This is a genomic window from Pseudomonas sp. S2_H01, assembly GCF_054668305.1.
This window is the reverse complement of the sequence record NZ_CP162756.1, coordinates 6,351,373-6,368,110: the sequence shown is the minus strand read 5'-3', so window position 1 is coordinate 6,368,110 and position 16,738 is coordinate 6,351,373. Positions and strand designations below refer to the sequence as shown.

Annotated in this window: 15 protein-coding genes; 7 read left to right on the top strand and 8 right to left on the bottom strand. The window is 61.3% G+C overall.

Annotated features, from left to right (window positions below; translation table 11 throughout):
• Window positions 1–167: 167 nt before the first annotated feature.
• The 4 genes from AB4N84_RS28715 to AB4N84_RS28700 are packed head-to-tail and all read right to left on the bottom strand — an operon-like array spanning window position 168 to window position 5,971.
• Window positions 168–1,394, bottom strand: a complete 1,227-nt coding sequence (locus tag AB4N84_RS28715) for an amidohydrolase family protein (protein ID WP_460044362.1) — start codon at window positions 1,392–1,394, stop codon at window positions 168–170.
• On the bottom strand, window positions 1,391–3,883 hold the full coding sequence (locus AB4N84_RS28710; RefSeq protein WP_460044360.1) for a branched-chain amino acid ABC transporter ATP-binding protein/permease: 2,493 nt from the start codon (window positions 3,881–3,883) through the stop codon (window positions 1,391–1,393). Before AB4N84_RS28710 ends, AB4N84_RS28715 begins: the two co-directional genes overlap by 4 nt.
• Complete coding sequence (locus AB4N84_RS28705) at window positions 3,880–4,749, bottom strand: branched-chain amino acid ABC transporter permease (protein WP_460044359.1); 870 nt, start codon at window positions 4,747–4,749, stop codon at window positions 3,880–3,882. The genes AB4N84_RS28710 and AB4N84_RS28705 overlap by 4 nt, the downstream gene beginning before the upstream one ends.
• 34 nt (window positions 4,750–4,783) lie before the next feature.
• Window positions 4,784–5,971, bottom strand: a complete 1,188-nt coding sequence (locus AB4N84_RS28700) for an ABC transporter substrate-binding protein (RefSeq protein WP_460044358.1) — start codon at window positions 5,969–5,971, stop codon at window positions 4,784–4,786.
• A gap of 186 nt (window positions 5,972–6,157) precedes the next feature.
• On the opposite strand from AB4N84_RS28700, the gene AB4N84_RS28695 reads away from it, so the two are divergent.
• The 7 genes from AB4N84_RS28695 (at window position 6,158) to xylB (ending at window position 13,907) form a co-directional block, all read left to right on the top strand.
• The gene (locus AB4N84_RS28695) at window positions 6,158–6,556 is read left to right on the top strand and encodes a nuclear transport factor 2 family protein (protein WP_074753351.1); all 399 of its coding nucleotides are present in this window, start codon (window positions 6,158–6,160) and stop codon (window positions 6,554–6,556) included.
• A gap of 434 nt (window positions 6,557–6,990) precedes the next feature.
• Complete coding sequence (locus AB4N84_RS28690) at window positions 6,991–7,371, top strand: COG4315 family predicted lipoprotein (protein WP_460044357.1); 381 nt, start codon at window positions 6,991–6,993, stop codon at window positions 7,369–7,371.
• Window positions 7,372–7,669: 298 nt separating this feature from the next.
• Entirely contained in the window at window positions 7,670–9,220 is a 1,551-nt protein-coding gene (locus AB4N84_RS28685; RefSeq protein ID WP_460044356.1) for a sugar ABC transporter ATP-binding protein, read from the top strand.
• A gap of 141 nt (window positions 9,221–9,361) precedes the next feature.
• Window positions 9,362–10,354 (top strand): ABC transporter permease subunit, encoded by a 993-nt coding sequence (locus AB4N84_RS28680; protein WP_460044355.1) that lies wholly within the window; start codon window positions 9,362–9,364, stop codon window positions 10,352–10,354.
• Window positions 10,355–10,417: 63 nt separating this feature from the next.
• Entirely contained in the window at window positions 10,418–11,359 is a 942-nt protein-coding gene (locus tag AB4N84_RS28675; RefSeq protein WP_074753348.1) for an ABC transporter substrate-binding protein, read from the top strand.
• Window positions 11,360–11,395: 36 nt separating this feature from the next.
• Entirely contained in the window at window positions 11,396–12,394 is a 999-nt protein-coding gene (locus tag AB4N84_RS28670) for a LacI family DNA-binding transcriptional regulator (protein WP_460044354.1), read from the top strand.
• Between the two features lie 28 nt (window positions 12,395–12,422).
• Complete coding sequence (gene xylB / locus AB4N84_RS28665; RefSeq protein WP_460044353.1) at window positions 12,423–13,907, top strand: xylulokinase; 1,485 nt, start codon at window positions 12,423–12,425, stop codon at window positions 13,905–13,907.
• Window positions 13,908–13,973: 66 nt separating this feature from the next.
• Here the strand turns inward: xylB and AB4N84_RS28660 are convergent, their stop codons facing one another.
• The 4 genes from AB4N84_RS28660 to AB4N84_RS28645 all read right to left on the bottom strand — a co-directional run bounded on the left by AB4N84_RS28660 (window position 13,974) and on the right by AB4N84_RS28645 (window position 16,646).
• Window positions 13,974–14,246, bottom strand: coding sequence for a hypothetical protein (locus tag AB4N84_RS28660; RefSeq protein WP_460044352.1), 273 nt, complete (start codon window positions 14,244–14,246; stop codon window positions 13,974–13,976).
• A 126-nt stretch (window positions 14,247–14,372) separates the two neighbouring features.
• Window positions 14,373–14,636 (bottom strand): hypothetical protein, encoded by a 264-nt coding sequence (locus AB4N84_RS28655; RefSeq protein ID WP_074753344.1) that lies wholly within the window; start codon window positions 14,634–14,636, stop codon window positions 14,373–14,375.
• Between the two features lie 149 nt (window positions 14,637–14,785).
• Window positions 14,786–15,205, bottom strand: coding sequence for a cupin domain-containing protein (locus tag AB4N84_RS28650; protein ID WP_143024391.1), 420 nt, complete (start codon window positions 15,203–15,205; stop codon window positions 14,786–14,788).
• A 109-nt stretch (window positions 15,206–15,314) separates the two neighbouring features.
• Window positions 15,315–16,646 (bottom strand): OprD family porin, encoded by a 1,332-nt coding sequence (locus tag AB4N84_RS28645; protein WP_460044350.1) that lies wholly within the window; start codon window positions 16,644–16,646, stop codon window positions 15,315–15,317.
• Window positions 16,647–16,738 lie beyond the last annotated feature (92 nt).

Sequence of the window (16,738 nt, the reverse complement as noted above, 5' to 3'; positions counted from 1 at the left end):
GGACCGGCCCTTTCGTGAGCAAGCTCACTCCCACAGGACGCGTCGCGTCTAGCCAGCCGAGGTGGCTGATGTTGCTGCCGGTTCTTGGCAGATCGCACGCAAGGTGGAACGCCACCCCGGTCGCTCCTGTGCCCTCCGGGCAGCCGCTGGAGCGAATCGTCCAAGGCTTAGCCGGGGAGCAGCAACCGGCCTTGCGGCCTTTCAAATGTTCGCTTCCCGTGTTTGTAGCCCATCAGTGGCGCGCTGATTTCAGCGATGACTGCGGCAGGCGAGGGAGCGTCGAAGACGATGAAGTCTGCGTTGCAGCCCGGCGTCAGTCCGTAATCTTTCAGGCGAAGCATCCGCGCCGATTCGCTCGACACCCACGCCATGCACTGCAGCAATTCCGCTGCCGTGCCCATCTGACTGACGTTGGCGAACAGGTTTGCCTGGCGCACCAAGGAGGCGTCGCCATAAGGTGTGAACGGGTTGCCGATGTTGTTGGTCGACACCGAACAGGTGACCCCGCACGCGTGCAGGTGAGCCAGCGGTGCGACACCTCGAGGCTTGTTGTGAAAGTGCTCGCGGCCGGTCAGGAACAGGTCAGTGCTTGGCAAACTGGTCACCTGCACGCCGGCTTCTGCCAGCCGGATACCCAGCCCGATCAGCGTCTCCATCGGCAGCGCCGACAGCTTGGTCACGTGCCCGACGGTCACTCGCCCAGCCCAGTCATGCTGCTCCGTACAACGCGCTACGTGCTCGATGGTCATGCCTTCGGGGTTGAGATCGAAGTCCAGGTGCATGTCCAGGTCGCAGTCGTACTCCATGGCGAGTTCGAACAATCGGTCGATCTGTGCCAGCGGGTCGCTGTCGGTGTAAGGGCAGCCGCCCAGCACGGTCGCGCCATTCTCCAGGCCGTAACGCAAGAGCGCCTCGGTGCCGGGGTTGTTGAGCATGCCTTCCTGCGGAAAGACGCAGATCTCAAGGGTGATTGCCCACGCGTAATCGGCCTGCAAGCGGCGGATCGCCTTGAAGCCGATCAAGCCAATCTGCGGGTCCAGTTCGACATGGGTGCGCATGTGCGTGGTGCCTTGCAGGATTGCCTTGTCCAGCACCTGCCTGCCGCGCTCATACACATCCTGCTCGGTGAATTCAGCCTTGGCGGCACGCGTCTGTTGCACGGCCTCGGCCAGGGTGCCCGCCTGCAACTGGCAGCGCTGCATGATGCAGGCCTTGTCCAGGTGGATGTGGGTTTCGATCAGACCGGGCAGGAGCAGTCGACCCTCAAGGTCCAGGGTTTCACAGGTCGTGATGTCCCGGCTCAGCGCGTCGACGAAACGTCCGTTTTCGATGTACAACGTCGCGAGATCCCGGGTGTCGTCCAAACGTGCATTGCGGATGATCAAGGCGTTCATGCGCAGGCTCCTTCGCCCAGATAGGCCGCAGCCAGTTCAGTGTCTTCGCGCAGTTCGGCGGCGCTGCCGGATTTGATCACGCAGCCGGTTTCCAGCACATACGCGCGGTCGGCGACTTGCAGCGCAAGGTTGGCCATCTGGTCCACCAGCAACAGCGTCACGCCTTCGTCGCGCAGGGCGGCCAGCGCGTCATACAGTTCGCCGATCATCGACGGCGACAGGCCCAGCGACGGTTCGTCCAGCAGCAGGATTTTCGGTTTGGCCATCAACCCGCGACCCACCGCGACCATCTGTTGCTCGCCGCCGGAAAGCAGACCGGCCGGGCTGTCGATCCGGTCACGCAGGCGAGGGAAACGCTTGAGGATCGCTTCGATTTCCCCCTCGGCGTCGAACGCTTCACGTCGCGAGTAACCGCCCAGCAGCAGGTTGTCGCGCACGCTCAGGTACGGGAAGACCTGGCGACCTTCGGGGACCAACGCCAGGCCCTGTCCCGCGATGCTGCTGGCGCTGGCCTGTTCAATGTTTTCGTTGTCCAGCAGGATGCTGCCGCCTGACGCACGATGCAGGCCCGCCAGGCACTGCAGGATGCTCGATTTGCCCGCGCCGTTGGCGCCGAGAATCGCCACCAGCTCGCCAGGGTTGACCACCAGATTGACCTTGTTCACCACGGGGGCAGCGCCGTAGTCGATGACCAGATCTTTCACGTACAGGCGCGCGTCATGGCTGCCGTTCCAGGCTTGGTCGCGGGGTGTCGCCCGATACTCGGTGCCCCCGAGATAAGCGGCGATCACCCGCTCGTTCTGTTGCACTTCCAGCGGCGTGCCGACCGTGATCGGTTTGCCCGCGTCCAGCACCAGCAAGCGTTCGGACACCGACATCACCAGTGCCATGTCGTGCTCGACCAGCATCACGGTCAGGCCATAGCCGGCGAGTTGCTTCAACACAATCGCCAGGGCGTCGGTGTCGCGGCGACTCAAGCCCGCAGCCGGCTCATCCAGCAGCAACACCGAGGGCGCAGTCGCCAGCGCCCGGGCAATTTCCACCAGCCGACGGTCGACGTGGGGCAGGTCGTCGGCGGCGATGTTGACTGCGCCTCGATAGCCCACCAGCGCCAGCAGGTCCAGTGCAAGGGAGCGCTGCTCGGCGGTGGCGCGATTGAAGATAAAACCCAGACGGCCTTTCTGCATGGCCACCAGCACGTTGTCCAGCACCGACATCTCGCCGAACAGTTGAGTGGTCTGGTAGGTCCGCGCGATGCCGGCACGCGCCGTTTTCCAGGCAGGCAATCCAGCCAGCGACTGGTCAAGCTCGATCTGTCCGCTGTCCGGGGTGTAGAAGCCGCTGATCATGTTCAGCACCGTGGTTTTGCCCGCGCCGTTGGGGCCGATGATGCTGGTGACGCTCCCGGCTGGCGCGTGCAGACTGACGCCCTGCGCCGCCTGCACACCGCCGAAACGGATGCCGATGTCACGAATGTGCAGGCCATCCCCCTTCACGCGAGCGCTCAGAAAATCGGCCATGCGTTTCTGATTGATCTGGCCCGGAGGTGTCAGCAGCGTGGGTTTGATCCAGCGACGGGCGAGGGCGCCAAGCAGGCCGTTCGGCGCTATCCACAGCACCACCAACAGCAACACCGAGAAAATCAGCAGGCGGTATTCGGCGAAATCCGACAGCAGTTCCGGCACCAGCACGATCAACAAGGCGCCGAGCACCGGGCCGAACAAGGTGCCGCTGCCGCCGACGATCACCGCCAGCACGAACAGAATCGATTGCGAAAACGGAAACGACTCCGGGTTGATGAACATCAACAACGGGGCCAGCAAGGCGCCGGCCAGTCCAGTGAGCAGGGCGGACAGTGCGAAGGCCAGGGTTTTGCTGACGACGGGATTGAAACCCAGTGAGCGCGCAGCGATTTCTGAAGCCTTCACCGCGCGCATCGCCTTGCCCCAGCCGCTGTGGTGCACGCGCTGGTAAAACGCCAATGCGCCGATCATCAGGACGGTGGCGATCAGCGCCAGCAAGACCGAGGGGTCCATGCCCGCGAACGCCGGCAATGGAATGCCCATCAGTCCATTCGAGCCGCCCGTGACATCACGCCATTCGATCAGGCTGTGGTGCACGACAAACGAGAACGCGATGGTGATCATCGCCAGATAAGGCCCGGTGACGCGTAACGCAGGAATGGCCAGCAATGCGCCAACGCCACCGGCCACGACGCCCGCGGCGGGAACCGCCAGCCACAGCGGCAGGCCCGCGAGGGTCATCAAGGCCGAAACATAGGCGCCCATGGCATAGAAGGCGATGTGACCGAAAGAGATTTGCCCGCTCAGGCCGATCAAGACGTTGAGGCCGACACCGACCACGGCGGCCAGTGCACACAAGGTGAAGACCAGCAGCGAGTAGCTGTCCAGGGTAAAGACCGCAATCACGCTGACAAGGGCCAGTACGGCAATGGACGCAGGGCCTAACAGGGGTTTCAGGTCTTTCATACTTTCACCAGTGCCTGGCTGCCAAACAGGCCGTTGGGACGAATCGCCAAGGCAAGAATCACCAGTGCGAAGGTAAAGATCTGGGTAAACGCCGAGCCGAAATACAGGGTGACCAGCGCTTCGGTCAGGCCGAACAGCAGCCCGGCCCCGAACACACCACCGGCGCTGGAAATGCCGCCGAGAATCGCCACCGCAAAGGCCTTGAGGCCGAACAACATGCCCATCTCGGCGTTAACGCTGAACAGCGGCGCGATCAGCAGGCCCGCAACTGCGGCGAACACCGTCGAAACCGCAAAGGCGATAGCGACCACGCGATTGACGTTGATGCCCATCAGCATCGCTGCCTTGGGATTTTGAACGCAGGCCTCCAGCACTTTGCCCAGGCGCGTGTAGCGGCGCACCAGGAACAGCGCGAGGGCGATGGCCGCGCCCATCAGCGGAATCAGCAACTGCAAGGCACCGATGCCGTTGCCGAACAGCTCGACCTTGAGGCTCACCAGGCTGCTTTCAAATTGACGCGGCTCTTTGCCAAAAGTGAACAGCGCCAGGTTGTCCACCAGAATGCCGCCCGCCACCGTCGCCATGAGCCAGGCCTGAGAGCCACGGCTGTGGAACGGCCGCACCAGCCAGCGTTCGATCACCAGACCATACAGCGCGCTGAGCAACAGCGTCAGCGGCAGTGCCAGCCACAGTGAAAAGCCCCAGGTGATGCACAGCGTATAGCCGAGCACTGCGCCCACCATCATCGCGCTGCCCTGAGCGAAGTTGACGGTGCGCGAGACCACATAGGTCAGGTGAAAGCCCAGCGCGAGCAGCGCGTACATGCTGCCCAGACCGAGGCCGGTGACGATGGCGGCGGTGAACATAATGTGATTCCTTAGCGTGCGGTGGCAGCGTCAATCAAGGCTTGAGCGGGACGATCTGGTCGCCGACGAAATGGGTGAACACGTAGTCGTCCGGTCCCAGTGCGTCGTGCTTCTGTGCCGTGAACGGCTGCTTGTAATCCTTGATCAGGCCGTCGTAGTCGGTGATCCCGTAGAAACCGTCACGTACGGCCTTGCCATCGGTATTCCCCGCCTTTTCGATGGCCAACGCGCTGAGGTGCAGGGCATCATAGGCGTTGGCGATACCGACCGCAGGCGTCACGTCAGCCAGGGTCTTGATCTGCGGGTAGGCGGTTTTCAACGAGGCCAGCAGCGCGTCGCCTTTGGCGTTGTTGTGCTCGGTGAACACGTACGTCTGGATGAAGTGAACGCGAGAGGCGCTGGGTCCGGCCAGCTCACCGAAACGTCCGCCAGCAGGGCCCCAATGCGACACCACCGGCACGTCCCAACCCATGCGGTCCAGTGACTTGACCACCTGCGCCGACGGGCCGACGTTGCCGACCATCAGCAGGGTGTCGGCGCCTGCGTTTTTCAGTCGGGTCAACTGCGGAACCACGTCCAGATCGCTGTCCTGAATGCGCTCGACCCCGGCGCTCTCCAGGCCACGTTTTTCCAGCGCGCGTTTGAAGCCTGCTTCGTTGGACTCGCCCCACGGGTTGTTGATCAGGATCATCCCGGGCTTCTTCATGCCTTGGTCGACGCCGTATTTCACCAGTGCTTCGTCGACGAGTTCGTCGACGGCCGAGACGCGGAACACGTAGTTGTCCGCCGCGCCGTTTTCGGTGATCTTGGTACCGGCCGCCCAAATGCCCATGAACGGGACTTTCAGCTGATTCGCCAGGGGCACGATGGCCAGGGAGACCGGGGTATCTAGGCCACCGAACAGCACCGTCACTTTCTCGCGCTGAATCAGCTCGCGGGCGGCAAGCATGCCTTTGGAAGGGTTGCTTTCATCGTCGCGGCGCACCAGTTCCAGCGGACGCCCCAGTACGCCGCCGTGCGCATTGACCTCATCGATGGCCATGGTCAGGCCACGGGTCAAGGCTTCGCCGGATTTCGCCGATTGCCCGGAAAGCGCGGCCACCAGACCGACTTTGATCGGCGGTTCTGCCGCCTGTGCACCTGCGGACATCGCAAGGGTCAGAGAGAAGGCCGCAGCCGTGGGGGACAACAGACGCTGCAGGGTTGGAAGCCGGAATGACATGGGTGATGCTCCTGATTGCTAGCACTTGTAAATTTATTGCTAGCAAGTAGGATGCCAGTCCAGTCACGCCCTGAAAGCGCAGGTTAAGGCGGTCATCGCCCGTAATCTCGCTCCATATTAAGGCGCTTCGCACCACGTGGATGCACATGGGCCGTCAGCGGTCATCATCGAGTCAGGAGAGCGGTTATGTCAGAAGTGAATAAAGACGTTCAGATTGTTAGCAATTTCCTTGAGGCCTCCATGACCCCGGACCCGGCCCGCGCCGCGACCTTCATGAGCGATGACGTGAAGATCACATTCACCGGCGGTCGCGCCATGCCGGACCCGCAAACCATCACCGCCTTCAACGGCTCGCGCTATGCGTGGGTCAAAAAGGCATTGGGGAATTTCGACTGGATGGACCGGGGTGATCACACCGTGGTGTATTCCACTGGCACCCTGTACGGCGAATGGCCGGACGGCCGGAGCTTTTCAGGTAACCGCTATCTGGATCGGTTTGAAGTGCGCAACGGCAAGATCACCCGTATGGACGTGTGGAATGACAGCGCGGAATGGATGCTGATGCCTGAGATTGGCAAGGCTTGAACGTAACGTTTGCAAAGCTGCGTTCGGCTAGAGCGCGCTCAGTATCAAAGCGTTTGTGCTGTAGGCCAGTAGAGTGCGTATGTCCATCATTTTGGGCAGTGGTTTTTGGATCTGGCTAACGCCAGACCCTGTTTCGCCTTCGGCGAGTTACTTGGGGTTATCAAGTAACCCGCCGAAGGCGGAACAGTTTGGCCGTTAGGACAAACCCGGCCCGCGCCGCGCCAAAAAAAGGAATAAGACACGCAATCCAGACGCAGCTCACCACTTCTCACCAACCCCAAACACCTGCACAAAAAATATTTCCGATCCCCATGGAATAAACCCCCTTCGACAAACGTTTACCTTCACTGCCCACACCAATCGGTGCCAGCAGCGGGAGCCTGGAAGGTTTCTGGCGTCTGCTCCCTACTCGAAAAACAATCAAGGAGTTCACCATGCTGAAGAACATCATCCTCACCGCCGCCGTCGCCCTGACGTGCGCCTCCAGCCTGGCGTTTGCTGCCAGCCCGGCAATGACCGGCAAAACCGACAAAGGCGAAGTGCTCACCGATCACAAAGGCATGACCCTGTACACCTTCACCAAAGACAGCGCCGGTAAGTCGGCGTGCAACGGCGACTGCGCCAAGGCATGGCCTCCGCTGATGGCCGAAGCTGATGCGAAGACCGAGGGCAAATATTCGGTTGTGACCCGAGACGACGGCAGCAAACAGTGGGCCTACGACGGCATGCCGCTCTACACATGGACCAAGGACGCCAAAGCAGGCGACACCACCGGTGACGGTTTCAAGGACATGTGGAAAGTCGCTAAACCGTAAGCGCGACGCAGGTTTAACGCCCGTCCATTGGGGCGTTTTATGATGAGAGGAAGGGCGACTGCGTTTGGTCGCCTTTTTCATGTACAGAAAAGCAAGCGCTTGCGTGAAACGATTCAGCTGGTCTAGAGTATTTCAAATTGATTCTCCAAAGCAGTTCCCGAGCGGCGCCCGTTTACGAGGTGGCCCAGGCATAAAAACAAGAAGCCTCGAGGATTCACATGAACAGTTTGTCTGCTCTGTCTTCACGCGCGCTTACCGCGCCTGAACCCCCAAGAAACCCTGCTGCGGACGCTCGAACATGAGCGCCGTCCTCGCCGAATCCCCAATCCCCGTGCTGGAAATGAACGCCATTTCCAAGACCTTCAATGGCCTGCGCGTGCTGAAAAATGTCGCCCTCAAAGTCTATGCCGGTGAAGTCCATGCACTGATGGGCGAGAACGGCGCGGGCAAGTCGACCCTGATGAAAATCCTCTCCGGCGCCTACCAGGCCGATCCCGGCGGCGAGATTCGCGTGGGTGGCCGGACGCTGCCGGCGTTCGATCCGCTGACCGCGAAAGCCCAGGGCATCGCGGTGATCTATCAGGAACTGAGCCTGTGCCCGAACCTCAGCGTCGCGGAGAATATTTATCTGGGGCGTGAGTTACGTCGGGGCTGGAGCATCGACCGCAAGGCGATGGAGGCGGGGTGCACCGATGTGCTGGCGCGACTGGGCGCCGACTTCAAACCCTCGACCAAGGTCAGCGTGCTGTCGATTGCCGAGCGTCAATTGGTGGAGATTGCTCGCGCGCTTCACGCCGAGGCAAAAATTCTGGTCATGGACGAACCGACCACGCCGTTGTCTTCCCGCGAAACCGATCGCCTGTTTGCGTTGATCAAACAGCTGCGTGATCAGGGCCTGGCGATCATCTACATCAGCCATCGCATGGCCGAAATCTACGAGTTGTCGGACCGGGTGTCCGTACTGCGCGACGGTGAGTACGTCGGCATGCTGGAGCGCGACGCGCTGTCGGCGGATGCGCTGGTGAAGATGATGGTTGGCCGCGACCTGTCGGGTTTCTACAAGAAAGAACACGCCCCGTATGACCCTGGCGACGTGGTGATGCGCGTGCGTGACATGGCCGACGGCAAGCGGGTGAAACCCTGCAGCTTCGACCTGCACGCCGGTGAGGTGCTGGGCATCGCCGGGTTGGTCGGAGCGGGGCGCACGGAGCTGGCACGGCTGATCTTCGCCGCCGATCCTCGCACCGCTGGCAGCCTTGAAGTGGCGGGCAAAGCGGTGACGGAACTGCGCAATCCGACTGACGCGATTCGCGCCGGCGTGGTGTATCTCACCGAGGATCGCAAGGCCCAGGGCCTGTTCCTCGACATGAGCGTGCGCGACAACATCAACGTCTGTGCCTGTGTTCCGGATGCTCATGCCGGCGGTGTGCTGGATCGAGGGCGCGGCGCGCAACGGGCAGTCGAGGCGATCCGGTCACTGTCGATTCGCGTGGCATCGGGCAAGGTCAACGTCGGTGCGTTGTCCGGCGGCAACCAGCAGAAGGTGCTGCTGGCGCGTCTGCTGGAAGTCAAACCGCATGTGCTGATTCTCGACGAGCCGACACGTGGCGTGGACATCGGGTCGAAGTCCGAGATCTACCGGATCATCAACGAACTGGCCAAGGCCGGGGTCGGCATCGTGGTGATTTCCAGCGAGTTGCCGGAAATCATCGGCACCTGTGATCGGGTGCTGATCATGCGTGAAGGGCAGTTGGTGGCGGAAGTCGGCGGCGCGTCGGGACACGAGATTTCTCAGGAGCGGATCATTGATCTGGCGACTGGGGGTGAGCAGGTGGCTGTTCAAGCCTGACACAGGACCTGGTAGGAGCGCGCTTGCCCGCGATTGCGGGGCATCAGGTGATGCATGCGTGGATGACCCACCGCAATCGCGGGCAAGCGCGCTCCTACAGGAATCGCAACTATCCGATAACAATAAAAAGGAGGCCAGGCCATGAGTCTGACCCTGGAAAAATCGCCAAGCGTGGCGGCCATCAGCAAACGTGAACGTGTGCGCGAGCTGATGCGAACCATTGGCATGCTGCCGGTGCTGATCCTGCTGTTGGTGGGCTTTGCGCTGATGACCGACAGTTTCATGACCTGGCAGAACCTGTCGATCATCACCCAGCAGGCCTCGGTCAACGTGGTGCTGGCAGCGGGCATGACCTTCGTCATTCTCACCGCCGGCATCGACCTGTCGGTCGGCGCGATCCTGGCAGCCTCCGCGGTCGTGGCCTTGCAAGCGTCGATGTCGCCGCAGTGGGGCATGCTCGGGATTTTCGCCGGAGTAGGTTTCGGCTTGCTGCTGGGGCTGGTCAACGGTGGGTTGATCGCCTTCATGCGTCTGCCCCCGTTCATTGTCACCCTCGGTGCGCTGACCGCCATGCGAGGCCTCGCGCGCCTGCTGGCCGACGACAAGACCGTGTTCAACCCTGATCTGCCATTCGCCTTCATCGGCAACGATTCAGTGCTCGGCGTGCCGTGGCTGGTGATCATTGCGGTCGCGGTGATCGTCATCTCCTGGTTTATTCTGCGGCGCACGGTCATGGGCGTGCAGATCTATTCAGTGGGCGGCAACCCCGAAGCCGCGCGGTTGTCCGGGATCAAGGTGTGGAAAGTCCTGCTGTTCGTCTACGCCGTCTCCGGCGCGCTGGCTGGCTTGGGCGCCGTCATGAGCGCGTCGCGACTGTTCGCTGCCAACGGCCTGCAACTGGGGCAGTCCTATGAACTGGACGCCATCGCGGCGGTGATTCTCGGCGGCACCAGTTTTACCGGTGGTGTCGGCACCATTGGCGGCACGCTGATCGGCGCGCTGATCATTGCGGTGTTAACTAACGGCCTGGTGCTGCTGGGCGTGTCGGACATCTGGCAGTACATCATCAAAGGCATCGTGATCATCGGCGCGGTGGCGCTTGATCGCTATCGCCAGTCCGGAGCGCGAACCTGATTCATCGTTTTGGCGTCACGCGTTTCAAACAATGGCTCTGACAATAATCACAAGAGAGAAATCATGAACTTCAAACGCAAATTCCCTGCTGTCGTATCCCTGTGCCTGGCCGCGTTGTTGGCGCAAGGCGTTGAAGCCCGAGAGTTGAAATCAGTCGGCATCAGCCTGGGTTCGCTGGGCAATCCTTACTTCGTGACCCTGGCCGACGGTGCCAAGGCCAAGGCGCTGGAGATCAACCCCAACGCCAAAGTGACCTCCGTGTCCGCCGACTATGACCTGAGCAAGCAGTTCTCGCAGATCGACAACTTCATCGCGGCCGGGGTGGACCTGATCCTGATCAACGCGGTTGACCCTAAAGCGATTGCCTCGGCGGTCAAGAAAGCCCAAGCGGCCGGTATCAAAGTGGTTGCCGTGGACGTGAGCGCGGCGGGCGTTGATGCGACGGTGCAGACCGACAACGTCGAGGCCGGCAAACTGGCCTGTCAGTTCATCGTCGATAAACTCTCCGGCAAAGGGAACGTGATCATCGAAAACGGCCCTCAGGTCACCGCCGTGACCGACCGGGTCACCGGCTGTAAATCGGCGTTCGCCGCCGCACCGGACATCAAGGTGCTGTCAGACGATCAGGATGCCAAGGGCTCTCGTGACGGCGGCTTGAACGCCATGCAGGGTTACCTGACACGTTTCCCGAAAATCGACGGCCTGTTCGCAATCAATGACCCACAAGCCATTGGCAGTGACCTGGCGGCCAAACAACTGAAACGCAGCGGCATCGTCATCACCTCGGTGGACGGCGCCCCGGACATCGAACACGCGCTGAAATCAGAGTCGTCGATACAGGCATCGGCCAGTCAGGACCCATGGGCCATGGCGCAGCAAGCGGTGGTTATCGGCAACGACCTGCTCAATGACAAGAAACCGGCTGAAGCGGTGACCCAGCTCACGCCGAAACTGATCACCCGCGACAACATCGGTTCCTACACCGGCTGGTCGAGCAAGCACTAAACGCTAAGCCAGACACGTCGCCAAGAGAGTGAAGCCGTGATCAAGATGGAGGATGTGGCGCGACGGGCACGGGTGTCGACTTCGACGGTGTCCCACGTGCTCAACGGCACGCGCAAGGTCAGCCCGGAAACCGTGGACGCGGTGCAGCAGGCGGTTCGCGAGTTGGGTTACATCCCCAACACGCTGGCCCGCTCGTTGGCCCGCTCGCGCACCCACACCATTGGCGTGGCGATTTCGGCGCTGTCCAACCACTACTTCAGCGAGACCGTTCACGCCATCGAAACCGAGTGCGCGCGCCACGGCATCATGATGCTGTTCGTCGACACCCACGATGATCCCGTGCAGGAGCTGCACGTGGTCAAGGCGCTGCACCACCGTCGGGTCGACGGCATCCTGCTCGCGCCCTGCAGCGATCCGCAACACGCCGCATTGGAGTACCTGCAGGCCAATGCGATTCCGACGGTGCTGGTGGATCGCATGGCAAGCGACGGTTTCGATCAGGTCGGCGTGGAGAACCTGCACTCGACCCGCGAGCTGGTGGCGCATCTGATCGGTCATGGCCACCGGCGCATCGGCATGATCGCCGGGCACCGTGGGTTGAGCACCACCGAAGAGCGCATCGAAGGTTACCGCCAGGCATTGGCGGACGCGGCCCTGACGTTCGATGACGCGCTGCTGGTCGATGGCGAGTCCAACAGTGAATCGGCACGGTGTGCCGCGCAGCAATTGTTGGGGCTGAGCGCACCGCCGAGCGCGATCATGGCGGCCAATAACCTGATGACCATCGGTGCGATGCATGCGCTGCGGGATGCGAACATCGCGGTGCCCGAGCAGATGGCACTCGTGGGATTCGACGATTTCGACTGGGCGGACTTTTTCCTGCCGCGTCTGAGCGTGATCGCCCAGCCGGTGCAGGCGCTGGGTGAGCGTGCGGTGCAGTTATTGTTGCAGCGCATCGAAAGCCCGGAAGGACCGAGACAAGCGCAGCGTCTGAGTGCGACGTTGCGCATACGAAATTCATGCGGATGCCCGTGAGTGCGGCCGCAGACAGGAACGAACATTGATGAGTGAAGCTGTCTCTCTGGGCATTGATCTGGGCACCTCGGAGCTCAAGGCCATTCTGCTCGATTCACACGGTGGGGTGCTGGCCCAGGCGGGCGCGCGGGTGAGCGTTGACCGCAGACAATCCGGCTGGTCGGAACAGCATCCGGCCGATTGGTGGCAGGCCTGCCTGGCTGCTCTGGGGCAATTGCGTGCAGAGCACCCGGCAGCGTGGGGGCGCGTCGCGTGCATCGGGCTGTCCGGGCAGATGCACGGCGCGGTGTTGCTGGATGCCGCCAATCAGGTGTTGTATCCCGCCATCCTCTGGGACGACTCGCGCGCGGTGGCTCAGGCCGAGCAGTTGAATCGCGACTTCCCTGACTACGCACAGCACACCGGCAGTCTGGCGATGGCCGGGCTGACGGCGCCCAAGCTGCTCTGGCTGCAACAACACGAGCCGCAGGTGTTCGGGCAGATCGATTGTGTGCTGTCACCCAAGGATTACTTGCGTCTGCTGCTGACGGGCGAGCGCATCAGCGATATGTCGGACGCGGCGGGCACGCTCTGGCTGGATGTCGCGCGACGGGCGTGGCACGAACCCATGTTGCACGCCACTGGACTGACACTCGGGCAGATGCCGACCTTGCTGGAGGCTGATCAGCGGTCGGGCGGATTGAATGAAGCGTCTGCGCGGGTTTTGAGCCTGCCGGTCGATTTGCCCGTGGCTGCGGGCGGCGGCGACAACCCGGTGTCGGCGGTCGGCATTGGCGCGATCAATGCGGGCGATGCGTTTGTCACCCTGGGCACCAGCGCGGCCATCGTCGCGATCACCGATCACGCGGCGGGCCATCCGCCGAGCGCGGTGCACAGCTTTTGCCATGCGTTGCCCCATCGTTGGTACACCATGGGCGCCATGCTCGCCGGTGCCAGTTGCCTGCGCTGGGTGACGCGCCTGCTCGGCCAGCCGGACGAGCAAACCCTGCTGGCGCTCGTGCAGGCCGAGTTACCGGTGGAGCACGCGGTGGCCGTCTCCAATCCCTTGTTCCTGCCTTACCTGGCGGGCGAGCGAACGCCACACAACGACCCGTTGCTGCGCGGCGGCTTCATGAGCCTCGGACACGACAGCACGCCTGCCATGTTGGGGTACGCGGTGCTGGAAGGGGTTGGCTTTGGTCTGTTGGATGCAATGAATGCGGTGCTGTCGGCCGGCGCCACGATCAACGCCTGCGCCTTGGTAGGCGGCGGCGCCCGGAGTGAATACTGGGCGCAGTTGCTGGCCAACATTCTTGATCGCGAGGTCTACACCCTGCACGGCAGCGAACTGAGTGCGTGCATCGGTGCGGCCAAACTCGGGTTCTTGGCGATCGGGCAGGGCGGTGATCTGTTACACAAGGGGATGCCGGTCAAGGCGCGGTATCAGCCCATGGCTTCAGTGCAACCCGCGCTGCGCGAGCGGTATGGAAAGTTTCGGGGGCTGCTACCTGCGGCGCAGGGGTTGAATGGGTGACGGGTGACTCAAAGGACCGACGCTAAAACAGTCTCTTGGGCCACTGCACCGCAGTCGACAACGCCGTTACCCGTGGTCCCGAAGCCTGAGCGCTGAGATCGAGGAGGAATCGCGTTTTTTCCCGAAGTCAGCGCGAATGCGAGCGATCTCCTCACGCAGCCTGTCCCTGACGAGCATCTGGTCTTGCTCGGACAACGATTCATACCAGCGTCGCTGGGCCGATCGGGTCGATGCGTCGTGCCCGCGGTCGGGAAGTGCGGACAGTATCGATTGAACAAAATCAGAGGCGGGGTCGGTTCCGTCCTCGGCGCGGATATCCTTTGCGGCCGGGTCCATCATGTTGCTCCTAATGACCGTCTCGCGACGGAAAGGGGAATCACAGTCATCTAAAAAGGATGGCTATCATCTTGCCTTGCGGTCATTAAAACAATACGGATCGTAGGAAAAGTTACCGGTCCGCAACGCTTAATGCACCGCCCAGGACCGTGGCGCGGGGGTGTGGGTAAATTTCGAGATGCCTTTGACCCAAAATCGCCGGTGTGAGGTTTCATTCGGTGGCAGCAGCGGCTGGCTGGACCATTGATGCTGGCGCTTGGACTCTTCGCGATACGCTTTCCACTCCATCGCTTCTGCGGTGTCTTTCGCTGCGCGTTCGTCATCGAACCAACCGATCACAGACACTTCGCCCTGATCGCGGCCATGTTCTACCAGCAGAAAAATGTCGTACATACCTGTGCCTTTCACTCATCAAGTCCGGCCCACTTTTCGGGCTCTACTGATGGCTTATCGACACCGATGGAAGAATGTTTAGTTTTTGAAACACCCGCGCTGACCAGCGGTGCCGCGCGCCAGAGCGGCACACGATGGATCGGGGCCTGTTATTTGGGCAGAGGGGTCAGGATTTCACCGTTGTCGTCCAGCAGGATGAACACCAGCAGTTTCGCCGGCTGGGTGGTGCTGGCGTTTCTGGATTCGTAGTGCTTCGAACCGGCAGGCTCGTACCAGGTCTGACCGGCCTTGTAAGTGATCGCCTTGCCGTCGTTGACCCGCGAAATCACCTCGCCCTCCAGCACATAGGCAATCGCGCTGCCGCTGTGGCTGTGGGGAATGGACACTTGCCCCGGTTTGTAGTCAACGGTCAGCACCATGGCTTTTTTACCCGGTGCGTTGAGCATCGGGTGAGTCTCCAGCACGGTGACTTTCTCGTGTTCGGCGTCGTGGGCTTGCGCGTTGAAGGACATGGGCAGCGAAAGGGCCAGGCAAGAGAGGCTGGCGGCAAGCAATTTTATCGGGTTCATGATCGGTCCTCAGTGAACGAAGTGACAGATGACACGCTATGCCTGCGTGCCCATCCGTCACACCGCCAATCCGGGGAAAGATCATGAGGCCAATTTCACATCCGGGCTTTCACAGGACTGAAATGGGGTAATCCACGATCAGGCGAAACTCGTTCTGATCGCCTTCGGCCTGATCTGCATTGCCGCGATGCCACGCCTGACGGATGCGCAACGACAAGTCTTTGGCCGGCCCGTCCTGTATCACGTACTTGGCTTCCAGGTTGGTTTCGTGGTGCTTGCCGTCCTCGCCATAGCCATAGGCTCGGTAGGGGCTGTCCACGGCCATTTTGGTCCCGTCGATGTCGCGGCCGTTGGCATAGCGGGCCATGAAACTCAGCCCCGGAATACCGTACGCGCTCATGGCCAGGTCGTATCGCGCCTGCCAGGATTTCTCGCCCGGGCCATTGAAGTCGGAGTACTGAATGGAGTTGGCCAGAAAGATCGAATCGCCGGTCGTGCCGGGACCGTTATCGCCGAACGCTACATAGTCGAACGGCTCGTCCCCGTGCACTTTCTGGTAGGCGAGGGTAAAGGTGTGACCGGCCATGAAGTTATAGGCGGCGGCCAATGACCACGTGGTGTTATCGATGCTGCCGGCCTTGGCCTGACCTTCATCGAGCGTGCGGTAAATATTGAAATCGAAGGTCAGCGACTGATCGCTTGGCATGGCCAGTACATAGTTGGCGTTACCGTAATACTGACGCCAGATGTCTTCAAACTCCGATCCATACACTTGCACGCTGAACGCGTCATTGATGGCGTACTTGCCACCGACAAAGTCGACGCTGTTAGTGGTGACGTTGGCATAACTGGCAAAAAGCTCTCTACTGGCGCTTGTATGCTGCGGACCGTTACCGGCGGTGAAGTGTCCTCCCTCCAGATCCAGGCCAGTGATTTCACTGCTTTGTAAACTGAAGCCTGTCGCCGTTTGAGGGAAAAGCCGTGTACCGCCCGCTGCGAATACCGGTGCGGTGGGTTGCAAGGTCCCCCATTTGAGTTCGGTCTTGGATATACGCGCTTTAAGGGCGCCGCCGGCGGTTGAAAACTCGTCTTCCGGACTGCCGCTGCTGTCCACCGGGATGTTGCCGGTGCCCGAGTGCCCGGCGCCTCCATCCAGTTTCAGGCCGTACCAGCCGTAAGCATCGACGCCGAAACCGACGGTGCCCGGTGTGAACCCGGAACTGAAGTTGGCCATGGCCGCCTGGGACCAGTCACGTCGATCCTGAGCGCCACTTTTTCCATCGCGATTGAAGTAATAGTTGCGCAACAGCACATTCAGTTTTGCGTCTTCGACAAAGCCTTTGGCGTCGGCCTGGTCACTGACGAAGGGTTCTGCTTCTACGGATTGGACATATCCTGCTGAAACCGCCAGTGCGATCAGACTTAGACTTATCACTCTCATAATGGCATTACCTCTGGGGTCTTTGAGGCAGTCGGCTGTTACTTCAAGCAGTCATAACGCCAACGGGCCCGCAAGACGCAAAGGATAATCCG